Origin of the sequence: Actinomadura sp. 21ATH (assembly GCF_041951345.1) — a bacterium.
Taxonomy (GTDB): Bacteria; Actinomycetota; Actinomycetes; order Streptosporangiales; family Streptosporangiaceae; genus Spirillospora.
Map to the genome: position 1 here is coordinate 522,533 of NZ_JBGNUR010000002.1, position 13,335 is coordinate 535,867.

Annotated in this window: 13 protein-coding genes; 9 read left to right on the top strand and 4 right to left on the bottom strand. The window is 76.3% G+C overall.

Annotated elements, in window-relative coordinates:
* Nucleotides 1-68: 68 nt before the first annotated feature.
* Together ACA361_RS08990 and ACA361_RS08995 are read right to left on the bottom strand one after the other, a co-directional pair.
* The gene (locus ACA361_RS08990; RefSeq protein ID WP_375011360.1) at nt 69-743 is read right to left on the bottom strand and encodes a DUF6766 family protein; all 675 of its coding nucleotides are present in this window, start codon (nt 741-743) and stop codon (nt 69-71) included.
* 120 nt (nt 744-863) lie between these two features.
* Nucleotides 864-1,274, bottom strand: coding sequence for a hypothetical protein (locus ACA361_RS08995; RefSeq protein ID WP_375011362.1), 411 nt, complete (start codon nt 1,272-1,274; stop codon nt 864-866).
* 302 nt (nt 1,275-1,576) lie between these two features.
* Between ACA361_RS08995 and ACA361_RS09000 the strand changes: the two genes are divergently transcribed.
* Nucleotides 1,577-2,017, top strand: coding sequence for an SRPBCC family protein (locus ACA361_RS09000; protein ID WP_375011363.1), 441 nt, complete (start codon nt 1,577-1,579; stop codon nt 2,015-2,017).
* Nucleotides 2,014-2,517, top strand: a complete 504-nt coding sequence (locus tag ACA361_RS09005) for an NUDIX hydrolase (RefSeq protein ID WP_375011364.1) — start codon at nt 2,014-2,016, stop codon at nt 2,515-2,517. The genes ACA361_RS09000 and ACA361_RS09005 overlap by 4 nt, the downstream gene beginning before the upstream one ends.
* Nucleotides 2,518-2,556: 39 nt before the next feature.
* Here the strand turns inward: ACA361_RS09005 and ACA361_RS09010 are convergent, their stop codons facing one another.
* The gene (locus ACA361_RS09010) at nt 2,557-3,384 is read right to left on the bottom strand and encodes a glycosyltransferase family 2 protein (protein ID WP_375011365.1); all 828 of its coding nucleotides are present in this window, start codon (nt 3,382-3,384) and stop codon (nt 2,557-2,559) included.
* A gap of 24 nt (nt 3,385-3,408) precedes the next feature.
* Nucleotides 3,409-4,296, bottom strand: a complete 888-nt coding sequence (locus tag ACA361_RS09015; protein WP_375011366.1) for a glycosyltransferase family 2 protein — start codon at nt 4,294-4,296, stop codon at nt 3,409-3,411.
* Between the two features lie 371 nt (nt 4,297-4,667).
* Here ACA361_RS09015 and ACA361_RS09020 point away from each other — a divergent pair, with 371 nt between their 5' ends.
* The 7 genes from ACA361_RS09020 to ACA361_RS09050 are packed head-to-tail and all read left to right on the top strand — an operon-like array spanning nt 4,668 to nt 13,335.
* A complete protein-coding gene (locus ACA361_RS09020; protein ID WP_375011367.1) occupies nt 4,668-6,332 on the top strand; it encodes a carbamoyltransferase in 1,665 nt (554 codons plus the stop codon).
* The gene (locus ACA361_RS09025) at nt 6,332-8,071 is read left to right on the top strand and encodes an HAD-IIIA family hydrolase (RefSeq protein WP_375011368.1); all 1,740 of its coding nucleotides are present in this window, start codon (nt 6,332-6,334) and stop codon (nt 8,069-8,071) included. The genes ACA361_RS09020 and ACA361_RS09025 overlap by 1 nt, the downstream gene beginning before the upstream one ends.
* Complete coding sequence (locus ACA361_RS09030; RefSeq protein ID WP_375011369.1) at nt 8,068-9,066, top strand: glycosyltransferase family 9 protein; 999 nt, start codon at nt 8,068-8,070, stop codon at nt 9,064-9,066. Before ACA361_RS09025 ends, ACA361_RS09030 begins: the two co-directional genes overlap by 4 nt.
* Nucleotides 9,063-10,058 (top strand): glycosyltransferase, encoded by a 996-nt coding sequence (locus tag ACA361_RS09035; protein WP_375011370.1) that lies wholly within the window; start codon nt 9,063-9,065, stop codon nt 10,056-10,058. The genes ACA361_RS09030 and ACA361_RS09035 overlap by 4 nt, the downstream gene beginning before the upstream one ends.
* Nucleotides 10,055-11,317: a glycosyltransferase gene (locus ACA361_RS09040; RefSeq protein ID WP_375011371.1), complete on the top strand. Its 1,263-nt coding sequence runs from the start codon at nt 10,055-10,057 to the stop codon at nt 11,315-11,317. Before ACA361_RS09035 ends, ACA361_RS09040 begins: the two co-directional genes overlap by 4 nt.
* Nucleotides 11,314-11,922 carry an SIS domain-containing protein gene (locus tag ACA361_RS09045; protein WP_375011372.1) on the top strand — a complete coding sequence of 203 codons (609 nt, stop codon included), beginning with the start codon at nt 11,314-11,316 and terminating at the stop codon, nt 11,920-11,922. The genes ACA361_RS09040 and ACA361_RS09045 overlap by 4 nt, the downstream gene beginning before the upstream one ends.
* Before the next feature lie 6 nt (nt 11,923-11,928).
* Nucleotides 11,929-13,335: a PfkB family carbohydrate kinase gene (locus tag ACA361_RS09050; protein ID WP_375011373.1), complete on the top strand. Its 1,407-nt coding sequence runs from the start codon at nt 11,929-11,931 to the stop codon at nt 13,333-13,335.

A 13,335-nucleotide genomic window follows, 5' to 3' on the forward strand; every position in this document is an offset into this window, starting at 1 on the left:
GGACGAGGGATCGTGCCATGACCCTAATGCCTTCGCGCGTTCCGTACCTCCGGGTCCGGTGGCGCGGGTCAGCCTTCGAGCCCGGTGGCCTCGTGCGGCGCCCCCACCGGCTTGGACTCCGGCGACCCCCGTTGCCGCAGGTAGATGGACAGCGCCGCCATGGACGCCACCGCCAGGAACTCCGACTGCCAGTTCTGCAGCGTCCGGTTCCAGAAGTCGGGCGAGAGCAGGTAGCCGCCCCAGGACACGGTGTCCTCGTACTGCGCGAGCTGCTGCGCGTTGTAGGCGACCCGCCCCGTCACCGACTGCACCAGCCACGACAGCGCGAACACCAGGCCCATCACCAGGCCGAGCGAGCGCGAGAACAGCGCGCCGCGGAGCCCGCCGGCGCGCGCCCAGGCCGGCGACGACGGCTCGGCGTGCTCGCCGGCGCGCTGCTCCCGGTCGGTCTCGGTGCCCGCCTGCTCCGCGGTCTTGGACTCGGTCGAGCCGCGCTGGATCAGCCACACGGTGATGAAGATGTAGAGGAAGAACTGCAAGTACTCGGACTGCCAGTTCTCGGTCACGTCCACGGCGAACGCCGAGCCGGTCAGGTAGTCGCCGAGGCCGGCCTCCGGAGCGCCCTGGGCGACCTGCCGGTCGTTGTGGTCGGCCAGGCCCGTGAACGCCTGGCCGATGAGGGCCAGCACCAGCGCCCCGAGGAAGAACAGCGTCAGCCCGTTGTCCCGCAGGAAGCGCCGCATCCCGCCCCCTTCCCGTCAGCGGTGCAGCAACCCGACGGCGGCGAAGTAGGCCAGCCCGCCGAAGAGGATCACCAGGATCGCCGTGAAGACCACCTTCATCCGCCCTCCCCTTCCTCGCCTCTACGCCGACACGTCGCAGTCGTACGGCCGGTCGCCCTGGGACCGGCAGCCGGCGGCGCTGACGCGCCAGCCCTCCCCCCACCGGGTGAGGAACACGGTGTCGGAGCCGGCGCTCGCCCGGGCCCGGTCCGACCAGATCTCCACATGGTCGACCGGCCCGCCGCGCAGCCCGAGCCCGAGGATCTCCTGCGCGCAGCTCGACCCGCCCGACTCCAGCGAGCTCGCGGCCCGCGGCACCAGCCGCTCGCACGCGGCCCGCCCGTCGCCGTCGCGCACCGCCCCGTACAGCGCGGCGACCGCCGACCGCACGCCGCCGTCCTCGGCCGCCGCGCATCCGCTGCACGCGGCACCCGCCAGAACGGCCCCGGCCAGCAGCCGGGCGGCCGGAAAACGTACCCCCCATCGAAGCATGCAGCCGCTCTACCCCTACGGCGCCACGCGGAACATCGCCTTCGCCCGTACCGCTCCGGCGCCGGTCCAGCCCCCTTCCACCTGCCAGCCGCAGCATTTTCCTCCGTCATGCGGGCGCATTCGCCGAACGGAAATGCAAAGCACATCCCAAGCACTTCCCGGCGACGTTCCGTCCCGTTCGAAAGATATGGCGATCCCGCGCCAAGATCGGCCCCGGGCGGGAATTCGCCGGTTCTCCTTTCACGGCCGCCGGCGGTTCCGACAGCACCTGATCACCGCGGGGGGTGCGGAAGGATGGGGGCATGGGTCAGGTCACGGCGAGTGCGGAGAAGACCGTCGGCGCGAGTCCCGAGCGGGTGGTCGCGGCGCTCGGGGACTACAGCGGCACCCGGTCGCGGGTGCTGACCGAGCACTTCAGCGAGTACGAGGTGCGCGAGGGCGGGCAGGGCGCGGGGACCACGGTCCACTGGAAGCTGGCCGCGACCAGCAAGCGGGTCCGGGACTGCCTGGTGACGGTGACCGCCCCGGACGCGAACACGCTGGTGGAGCGGGACGCCAACTCCTCGATGGTCACGACGTGGACGGTCTCCCCCGCCGGGCAGGGCGCGCGGGTGCGGGTCACCACGACGTGGAACGGCGCGGGCGGCGTCGGCGGGTTCTTCGAGCGGACGTTCGCGCCGCGCGGGCTCCGGCGGATCCACGCGGCGCAGCTGGAGAAGCTCGAAGCCGAGCTCGGCAGGTGAGGCGGCCGCGGCGGGACGGCTACCGCCGCCGCTCGGCGCGGATCCTGCTGCTGGACGGCGCGGACCGGCTGCTGCTGTTCCGTTTCCGGCACCGGGAGGCACCCGGGCACTGCTGGATCACGCCCGGCGGCGGGGTCGGCGCCCGCGAGGGGCTGGCCGAGGCCGCGGCGCGCGAGCTGCGCGAGGAGACCGGGCTGGCGGTCGCGCCGGGCGACCTCGGCGCGCCGGTCGCGACCACCGGCGGGTACGCCGACCTGGGGTGGGCGCGCGGCGAGTTCCGCGACGACTTCTTCCTGTACCGGACGCGGGCGCACGAGGTCGACACCGGCGGCCAGGAGGCGTTCGAGCGCGAGAACATGCTCGGGCACCGCTGGTGGACGCTGGACGAGCTGGCCGCGACGGACGATCCCGTCTTCCCGCTGGAGCTGGCGCCGCTGCTGGCGGATCTCCTCAAGGGGAACGTTCCCGGCGAGCCCGTCCGGCTGCCCTGGCACCACTGAGCTTCAGGACGTCCGGGGCGTCCGGGGCGTCCGGGGCTTTCAGTACGTCTCCAGTGCGCTGCGGGCGCGCTCGACCTCGGGCGGCACGGGGCGGCGCGCGTCCGCGACCCGCGGCCAGGCGCGGGCGGCGTCGGCGAGCCCGCCGCGCCCGTCCCGGCTGGTGAGGGCGGTCAGCGCGGCCCGGACGAAGACCGGCAGCGGACGGCGCAGCCAGGCGGTCAGCAGCCGGTTGCGGGCCTCGCGGCGCCGCCGCGCGCCGGGGTCGGGGCGGCGCGGCGACGGGTGGTGGTGGACGACGATCTCCGGCAGGTAGGCCAGGCCCCAGCCGGCCGCGGCCAGGTCCAGCGCGAGCAGCTCCTCCTCGCCGCCGAAGTGCAGCGTCTCGGAGAACCCGCCGACGGCGAGGAAGGCGTCCCTGCGGACGACGGCCGAGCAGGCCAGGAAGCCGAGGATGGCGCGTCCCGGCAGGTCGTCGGGGTGGCCCAGCGGCGACCTCGCCATCAGCTCCGACACCGGCTCCAGGCGCTCCCGCTCGCCGACCAGCACGCGGGCGGCGACCAGCGCCGTCCGGGGGTGGGCGTCCATGACGGCGGCCGCGTGCTCCAGCGATCCGGGCGCCCACCAGGAGTCGTCGTCGGCGAACGCGACGTACCGGGTCCGGGCGAGCCGGACGCCGGCGTTGCGGGCGGCGGCGCCCTCGTTGCGGGGCAGCCGGAGCACCCGCGCCCCGGCCGCCGCGGCGACCTCGGCGGTGCCGTCCGAGGAGGCGTTGTCGACCACGATCACCGGGGCGGCGTGCTTCTCCAGGCTGCGGCGCAGTTCGGCGGCCCGGTCGCGGGTCGCGACCACGATCGTGACGTCGGTCATGGCGGTCTCCGGTCTGCCGGCGGGTCAGCTGACGTAGCGGCGGGCACGGGAGCGCCGCTGGGGGGCGTCCAGGGTGCGCAGCCGCGTCTCGACGTGCGCGGGCACCCGGTGGCGCTCGCGGACCACCCAGGGGATCCCGGCGGCGGCGCGGGCCAGCGCGGCGGCGGTGTGCCGGTCGCGGGGCACGCCGTTCAGCAGGCCCCCGGTACGGCGCGCGGCGGCGGGCACCGGCCGCCGAAGCCAGGTGGTCCACAGCGTGTTGCGGATGCCGTCACGGCGCCGCAGGTGCGGGTCGCGGACCCCCGACGGCTGGTGGTGGACGACGACGTCCGCGGCGTAGCAGAGGTGGTAGCCGAGCGTCATCAGGTCCGCGCTGAGCAGCTCCTCCTCGCCGCCGAGCCAGAGCCGGGACGAGAATCCGCCCGCCTCCCGGAACGCGTCCGCGCGCAGCGCCGAGGCCCCCGCCAGGAACGAGCCGAGCGCGGGCCCGGGCAGCCATTCCGGCCCGGGCACGGGCGACTCCCGCAGCTCGGGGACGATCGGGTCCTCGCGGCCGCCGGGCTCGACGAGGATGCGGCCGGTGACGACGGCGAGGCGGGGATGGGCGTCCAGCAGGGCGGCGGCGCGGGCGAGCGAGCCCGGCGCCCACCAGGTGTCGTCGTCGCAGAACGCCACGTAGGGGGTCCGCACATGGTCCACGGCCAGGTTGCGGCCCACCGCGCCCAGGTTGCGGCCGGCGCGTACCAGCGTGACCTGCGGGTACTCGGCGGCCACGGCGTCAGCCGAGCCGTCGCCGGAGGCGTTGTCGACGACGATGACCGGTGGCCGCTCCGGCAGCGCGGCCAGCCGGGACAGCGTCCGCAGCAGGGAGGCGCGCCGGTCGCGGGTGATGACGACGACCGTGCAGTGCATGGTCGCGCACCTACCCGGGATGGGCGGGGACATGTCGCCTGGTCACCGGCGTCCGGGCCGGATCGCGGTGACGCCTGATGCCGGTGTGACTTTCATCACAGCGCTTCTTCCGTCTCTTCCGTTTGTCCCGCTTCTCCTCGGTGAGATCCAGAGGTGAATGACCTATAGGTGATTTCGCGACGCCAGCGATTTCACGCCTACATTTCAACTCGCCCGCACGCGCGGTGCCGTTCGGCATGGGCACCGCCCGTGCTGCCCGGGTGCGCCTCACCCGCACCGGTCACCACGCCTTCGCGAGCCACGACGAACGCGCGTGTTCTCACCGGAAAGCGGGCGACGCCGGGTGAACCCGTCGGATCGGAGTCACCGAAATGCGCATTCTCGGAATCAATGCCATCTTCCATGATCCCGCCGCCGCGCTGGTGGTGGACGGGACGGTCGTGGCGGCCGCCGAGGAGGAGCGGTTCAGCCGGCGCAAGCACGGCAAGCGCCCGGTCCCGTTCTCGGCCTGGGAGCTGCCCGAGCACGCCGCCCGCTGGTGCCTGGCGGAGGCCGGGCTGGAGCCCGGCGACCTGGACGCCGTCGCGTACTCCTACGACCCGATGCTCGCCGAGCCCGGCACCGAGGGCCACGACGCGGGCTGGGAGGAGCTGCGCACCCGCTACGCCACCCGCGCCCCGCACTTCCTGGCGACCGCGCTGCCCGGGCTGGACCCCGGCATCGTCCGGTACGTCCCGCACCACCTGGCGCACGCCGCGTCCGCCGCGCTGGCCGCGCCCGATCCCGGCCGGGGCGACGTCCTGGTCCTGGACGGGCGCGGCGAGGCGCACTCGCACCTGGCCGGCACCTACGAGGGCGGGGCGGGCCGCGGCGGGTTCACGACGTTCGCGTCGCAGCGGCTGCCGCACTCGCTCGGCCTCATGTACGAGGAGCTGACCGAGCACCTGGGCTTCCTGCGCTCCAGCGACGAGTACAAGGTCATGGCGCTCGCCTCGTACGGCGAGCCGCGCTTCCTGGACGAGCTGCGCGAGCACGTCCGCACCACCGGCGACGGCGGGTTCTCCACCGGCCGGATCGACTGGGGCGCGCTGGCCAAGGCGCGGTCCGGCGAGGACCGCTGGACCGACGACCACGCCGACCTGGCCGCCAGCGTGCAGGCGCGGCTGGAGGAGGTCCTGCTGGAGCTGGCGGCCTGGACGCACGGCCGCGGCGGCGCCGAGCGGCTGACGCTGGCCGGCGGGGTGGCGCTCAACTGCGTCGCCAACTCCCGGCTGGCGGCCGAGAGCCCGTACACCGACATCTGGGTGCAGCCCGCCGCCGGCGACGCGGGCACCGCGCTGGGCGCCGCGCTGCACCTGGCCTGGGAGGCCGGCGAGCGGATCGCGCCGATGCCCGGTGCCGCGCTCGGCCGGGAGTGGAGCGACGCGGAGCTGGCCGCCCGGCTGGAGGAGGCGCACGTCCCGTACGAGCGGCCCGCCGACCTGGCCGGGACGGTCGCCGAGGCGCTGGCCCGCGACGAGATCGTGGCCTGGTTCCAGGGGCGCAGCGAGTACGGCCCGCGCGCGCTGGGGCACCGCTCCCTGCTCGCCCACCCGGGCGGCGCGGGCAACGTCGACCGGCTCAACGCGGTCAAGGGCCGCGAGCAGTTCCGGCCGATCGCGCCGATGGTCGCGCTCCACCACGCCGCCGAGATCTTCGAGGGGCCGATCCCGAGCCCGTACATGCTGTTCGTCCACCGGGTGAAGCCCGAATGGCGGGACCGCATCCCGGCCGTGGTGCACGTGGACGGCACCGCCCGCGTCCAGACCGTGGCCCGCGAGGACGAGCCGCTGGTGGCGGACCTGCTGGAGGCGTTCCACGCGCGCACCGGGCTGCCGGTCGTGGTGAACACCAGCCTCAACACGGCGGGCCGGCCGATGGTCGACGACCCGCGCGACGCGCTGGAGTGCTTCGGGTCCGCGCCGGTCGACCTGCTGGCGATCGGCCCGTTCGTGGTGCGGCGGTCCGCCCTGTACGAGAAGGGGGTCCCCGCCTGATGGCAGCGCCGTTCTCGCCCTCCGCGGCCCTCTCCTACAGCGTCGTCGTGCCGACGATCGGCCGGCCGAGCCTGCGCACGCTCCTGCGGACGCTGCTGAACTCGGTCGCCGCCGCCGGCACGGCGGGCCCGCACGCGATCATCGTGGTGGACGACCGGCCGGAGCCCGGCGCCCCGCTGCCGCTGCCGCCCGAGGTCGACGAGCGGGTGGAGGTGCTGCGGTCCGGCGGGCGCGGGCCCGCCGCCGCGCGCAACGCGGGCTGGCGGGCCGCCGCCACCGAGTGGGTGGTGTTCCTGGACGACGACGTCGTCATCGCGCCCGGCTGGGCGGCCGAGCTGGCCGCCGACCTGGCCGCGGTCCCGGCCGGCGCCGGCGGCAGCCAGGGCCGGCTGACCGTGCCGCTGCCCGCCGGGCGGCGCCCCACCGACTGGGAGCGCAACACCGCCGGGCTGGAGCGGGCGTCCTGGATCACCGCCGACATGGCCTACCGGCGCGCCGTGCTCGCCGAGTGCGGCGGCTTCGACGAGCGCTACGGCCGCGCGTACCGGGAGGACGCCGACCTCGCGCTGCGCGCCATGGACGCCGGCCACCGGCTCGTCCGCGGCGCCCGCCGGGTCACCCACCCGGTGCGGCCCGCCGGGTTCTGGGCCTCGGTGCGGGCCCAGGCGGGCAACGCCGACGACGTCCTCATGAAGCGCGTGCACGGCCGGGACTGGCGGGCCCGCGCGGGCGAGGGCCGCGGCCGCTTCCGCCTCCACCTGCTCACCACCGCCGCCGGCACGACCGCGCTCGCCGCCCTCGCCCTGCTCGCCTCCCGCACCGCCCGCGCCGCACGCCCCGGCCCGCTAACAGGGCATGCCGACACCGCCACGTCCCTCGGCCGCCGGGCCTCGACCCACGCTCCCGGCCTTACCGGGGCCGTCACATCCCTCGGCCGCCGGGGCAGGACCCACGCTGCCGGCCTCGCCGGGGCCGCCGCGTCCTTCGGGCGCCGGGCCTGGGCGTGCTCTCCGGGCCTCGCGGGGACCGCCACCGCCGCCGGGCTGGTGTGGGCCGGCCTGACCGCCGAGTTCGCCGCCGCCCGCATCCGGCCCGGCCCGCGCGCGCCCGGCGAGATCGCCCGGATGCTGGTCACCAGCGTCGCGATCCCTCCCGCCGCCGTACGGCACCGCGTGCGCGGCCTGATCCGGCACCGCCGGGCCGCGCCGTGGCCGCGGCGCCGGGTCGTGCTGTTCGACCGGGACGACACGCTCATCCACGACGTCCCGTACAACGGCGACCCCGCCCACGTCGAGCCGATGCCGGGCGCCCTGGACGCCCTCGAACGGCTGCGCCGCCACGGCGTCGGCATCGGCGTCGTGTCCAACCAGTCCGGCATCGGCAAGGGCTACATCACCGCGCGCGACGTGCTCCGCGTCAACGCCCGCGTCGAGGAGCTGCTCGGCCGCATCGACGTGTGGGAGATCTGCCCGCACGACGGCGCCGCCGGCTGCTCCTGCCGCAAGCCGCGCCCCGGGCTGGTCGAGCGCGCCGCCGAACGGCTCGGCGCCCGCCCGTCCGACTGCGTGGTCATCGGCGACATCGGCCGGGACGTGGAGGCCGCCGCGGCCGCGGGGGCCCGCGGCATCCTCGTCCCCACCTCCCGGACCCGGCTGGAGGAGATCGCCCGGGCCCGCGAGGTCGCGCCGGACCTCGGCAGCGCCGTCGACCTCGTCCTCGGTGAGGAGCCCAGCCGATGAGAGCACTGGTGGCACGCCTCGACAACCTCGGCGACGTCCTGCTCGCCGGGCCCGCGATCCGCGCCGTGGCCGAGCGGGCGGACGAGGTCGTCCTGCTGTGCGGGCCGCGCGGCCGGTCCGCCGCCGACCTGCTGCCCGGCGTCGACCGCGTCGTGGAGTGGTGCGCGCCCTGGATAGACCCCGAGCCCGGGCCGGTGGACGCCGCCGCGCTCGACCACCTGGTGCGGACCGTCCGCGCCGGCCGCTTCGACCGGGCGCTGATCTTCACCTCGTTCCACCAGTCGCCGCTGCCGCTGGCGCTCCAGTTCCGGCTGGCCGGCGTGCCGTGGATCGGCGGCATCAGCGAGGACTACCCCGGGTCGCTGCTCGACCTGCGGCACCGGCCCGACAGTGACATCCCGGAGACCGAGCGGATGCTGGCGCTGGCCGCCGACGCCGGCTTCCCCGCCCCCGCCGACACGCGGCTGCGGGTCCGCGGCGGGCTGCCCGAGGCATGGCCGTTCACCGGCGGCCCCGGGCACGTCGTCGTGCACCCCGGGACGTCCGTGCCGGCGCGGGCCTGGCCGCCCGAGCGCTGCGCCGAGGCGGTACGGCTGCTGGCCGCCGCCGGGCACCGCGTCGTCGTCACCGGGCACCGCGACGAGAAGGAGCTGACCGCGTACGTCGCGGGCGACGCCGGACTCGACCTCGGCGGCCGCACCTCGCTGGCCGAGCTGGCCGGCGTGCTCGCCGAGGCCCGCGCCGTCGTCGCCGGCAACACCGGCCCCGCCCACCTGGCCGCCGCCGTCGGCACGCCGGTCGTGTCGCTGTTCGCGCCGACCGTCCCGGCCGCGCGGTGGGCGCCGTACGGCGTCCGCACGGTCCTGCTCGGCGACCAGGACGCCCCCTGCAAGGACACCCGGGCGCGCGAGTGCCCGGTTCCCGGCCACCCCTGCCTCGCCGCGGTCCCCGCGGCGCGGGTCGTCGCGGCCGTCGAGGAGCTGATCGGCCGATGAGGGTCCTGCTCTGGCACGTGCACGGCTCGTGGGCGACGTCGTTCGTCCACGGGCCGCAGACCACCCTGGTCCCGGTCACCCCGGACCGCGGCCCGGACGGCAGGGGCCGCCCGGACACCTTCCACTGGCCCGACCGCGCGATCGAGGTGCCGTACGACCGGCTGCGGGACGAGCACGTGGACGCCGTCGTCCTCCAGCGCCCGCACGAGATCGCGCTGTGCGAGCGCTGGCTGGGCCGCCGGCCCGGCCGCGACGTCCCGGCCGTCTACGTCGAGCACGACACCCCGCGCCGCACGCCCGCCGACGCGAGCCTGCCCGAGGAGGTCGTGCCCGACAGCCGGCACTTCCTCTACAACCGCTCGGACATCCCGGTCGTCCACGTCACGCACTTCAACCAGCTGTTCTGGAACTGCGGCCGCGCCCCCACCACGGTGATCGAGCACGGCGTCGTGGACCCCGGCCACCGGTTCGCCGGCGACCGGCCGCGCGCCGGCGTCGTCGTCAACGACCCGCTGCGCCGCGGCCGGGTCGCCGGCACCGACCTGCTCCCGGCGCTCGCCGAGGCCGTCCCGCTGGACCTGTTCGGGATGAACGTCTCGGACGTCCCGCGCCGGCTGGGCATCGCGCCGGAACGCCTCTGGACCTACGAGGACCTCCCCCAGGCACGGATGCACGAGGAACTGGCCCGGTGCCGGGTCTACGTGCACCCGTACCGCTGGACCTCGCTCGGCCTCGCGCTGATCGAGGCGATGATGCTCGGCCTCCCGGTGGTAGCGCTGGCCACCACCGAGGCCGTCGAAGCCGTCCCGCCCGAGGCCGGCGTGCTGTCCACCAGGGTCGCGACCCTGGCGGAGGCGGCGCGCTCCCTCGCCGCGGACGGACCGCGCGCACGCCAGATGGGGAAGGAGGCGCGCGCCCACGCCGTGGACCGGTACGGGCTGCCCCGCTTCCTGCGGGACTGGCGGCACATCCTCACGGAGGTGACCCGATGAAGATAGCCATGGTCTCCGAGCACGCGAGCCCGCTCGCCACCCGGGAAGGTCTCGGCGGGGCCGACGGAGGCGGGCAGAACGTCTTCGTGGCCGACCTCGCGACGGAGCTGGGCCGCCAGGGCCATCACGTCACCGTCTACACCAGGCGGGACGCGCCCGATCTTCCGGACCGGCTGAGACTGGCGCCCGGCGTGACCGTCGAGCACGTCCCCGCCGGGCCGGCCGAGGCGGTGCCCAAGGACGACCTGCTGCCGCTGATGCCCGACTTCGGGCGCTACCTGGAGAGCCGCTGGGCGGCCGCGCCGCCCGACGTCGTCCACGCGCACTTCTGGATGAGCGGGCTCGCGTCGCTGCAGGCGGCCGAGGCGCTGCAGCGCTCGGGGGCGGGGGCGGTGCCGGTCGTGCAGACGTACCACGCGCTCGGCACGGTCAAGCGGCGCCACCAGGGCGGCAAGGACACCAGCCCGGAGGCGCGGATCCGGCTGGAGTCGGCGATCGGCCGCACCGCCGACGGCGTCATCGCCACCTGCGCCGACGAGACGCGGGAGCTGCTGCGGATGGGCGTGCCCCGGGAGCGGATCGGAGTGGTGCCGTGCGGGGTTGACCTCGACCGGTTCAGCCCCGGCCGCCCTGCCGCGCCCGCCGACGCGGCGGCGCCGTCCGGCTTCGGCGGGCCCGCCGCCGAGCCCGCCCGGCTGGTGGTGCTGTCCCGGCTGGTCGAGCGCAAGGGCGTGGACACCGCGATCGAGGCGCTGGCGCAGATCCCGGGGGCCGAGCTGCTGGTCGCCGGTGGCCCGCCGCGAGCCGAGCTGGACGCCGACCCGGAGGTGATCCGGCTGCGGGAGATCGCCCGCGGGGCCGGGGTCGCGGGCCGGGTCGAGTTCCTGGGCCGGGTCGGCCGCGCGGACGTCCCGGTGCTGCTGCGCTCGGCCGACCTGGTGGTGACGCTGCCGTGGTACGAGCCGTTCGGGATGGTGCCGCTGGAGGCCATGGCCTGCGGCGTCCCGGTGGTCGCCACCGCCGTCGGCGGGCACCTCGACAGCATCGTGGACGCGGTCACCGGCGTCCTGGTGACGCCGCGGCGGCCGGTCGAGACGGCGCGCCGGATCCGGGACCTGCTGGCCGATCCCACCGGCCGCGCGGCGATGGGCTTCGCCGGCTCGGACCGGGCCCGCTCCCGCTACTCCTGGACGCGGATCGCGCGCGAGACGCTCACCGTCTACGAGCGCGCCGCCGCCCGCAGCGAGGTGACGGTATGACCACCACGAACACACCGCTGCAGCGGCAGGCCGCCGGGGGTACCGCGCGGGACCATCGGCTGGAGGAGCTGGCCGAGGCCGCGCTGCGGTTCCGGGAGCGGACGCCGAAGATCACCGTGTGGGGCCGCCGGCTCGCGCGCGTGCTCGACGGCGGCGGCCGCCTGCTGGCCTGCGGGAACGGCGGGAGCGCGGCCGAGGCGCAGCATCTGACCGCCGAGCTGGTCGGCCGCTACGAGGACGAGCGGCGCCCGCTGGCGGCGATCCCGCTGCACGGCGACACGTCCGCCGTCACCGCGATCGGCAACGACTACGGGCCGGTGAACGCGTTCGCCCGCCAGGTGCAGGCGCACGGCCGTCCCGGCGACGTGCTGGTGTGCCTGTCCACCAGCGGCCGCAGCGCCAACGTGATCGCCGCGGCGCGGCTGGCCCGGCGGCTCGGCGTGACCGCCTGGGCGATCACCGGGCCGGGCCCCAACCCGCTGGCCGACGCCTGCGACGACGCGCTCACCGTCGACGCGGGCTGCACGTCGACCGTGCAGGAGATCCACCTCGCCGCGATCCATCTGCTGTGCGGGGTGGTGGACGACACGCTGAAAGGAGCGTGATCGAGAGTGAACGGGCCGCTGGTGGTCGTGGGGGACGTCCTGCTCGACATCGACATCGTGGGGGCGGCGTCGCGGCTGTGCCCGGACGCGCCGGTGCCGGTCATCGACCAGGCCGACGAGCGGCCCCGGCCGGGCGGCGCCGGGCTGGCGGCGCTGCTGGCCGCCGCGGAGGGCCGGGAGGTCGTGCTGGTCACGGCGCTCGCCGACGACGAGCCCGGGCACCGGCTGCGCGCCCTGCTGGAACCCCACCTGGAGGTGGCCGCGTTCCACCTGCACGGCGGCACCCCCTGCAAACTGCGCATCCAGGCCGAGGGCCAGTCGGTGGCGCGGCTGGACGTCGGCGAGGGCCGGGCGCAGGACGGCCCGGTCGGCCCCCGGGTCGCGGAGGCCTTAGCCGGGGCCGGCGCCGTGCTGGTCTCCGACTACGGCCGGGGCGTGACCGGGCACGCGGCGATCCGCACCCTGCTGGAGCGGCTCGCGGCCGAGGTGCCCGTCGTGTGGGACCCGCATCCGCGCGGCCGCACGCCGGTGCGCGGCACGCGGCTGATGACCCCCAACGAGGACGAGGTGGCCCGGCTGGCCGCCGCGGAGGGCGCGGAGATCCCCGGTTCCGGGCTGGCCCCCGCCACCCGCCGGGCCCGGCATCTGGCCGGGGCGTGGGGGCTGGAGGCCGTCGCGGTCACGCTCGGCGCCGAGGGCGCCCTGCTGTGCGGCGGTACGGGCGCGCCGTTCCTGGCCCCCGCCGAGGCCGCCACCACCCACGGGACGATCGACGCGTGCGGCGCCGGCGACAGCTTCGCCGCCCGCGCCACCGAGGTGCTCGCCGACGGCGGCGGGCTGGCCGAGGCGGTCGGCGAGGGCGTGCGCCGCGCGTCGGAGTTCGTCGGCTCCGGGGCCGCCGCCGCGGTCGCCGCGGGGCTGGCCGACACCGGATCGCCCGCCGTCCGGCCGCCGCGCGACCGTACCGACGCCTGGGACGTCGTGGAGCGCACCCGGCGCGCCGGCGGCACGGTGGTCGCCACCGGCGGCTGCTTCGACCTGCTGCACGCCGGGCACGTCAACCTGCTCCAGCAGGCCCGCCGGCTCGGCGACTGCCTCATCGTCTGCGTCAACTCCGACGCCTCCGTGCGGCGCCGCAAGGGCCCCGGCCGGCCGGTGGCGCCGGCCTGCGACCGGGTCCGGGTGCTGCGGGCGCTCAGCGACGTCGACGCGACCATCGTGTTCGACGAGGACACCCCCGAACCCCTTCTGGAACGGCTCCGCCCCGACATCTGGGTGAAGGGCGCCGACTACACCGGCGTCACGCTGCCCGAGGCGGACACGGTGCGCGCCGGCGGGGGCGAGATCGTGCTGCTGCCGTTCCTGGAAGGCCGCTCGACCACCCGCATGCTGTCCACCAGGAAAGGAACCTGA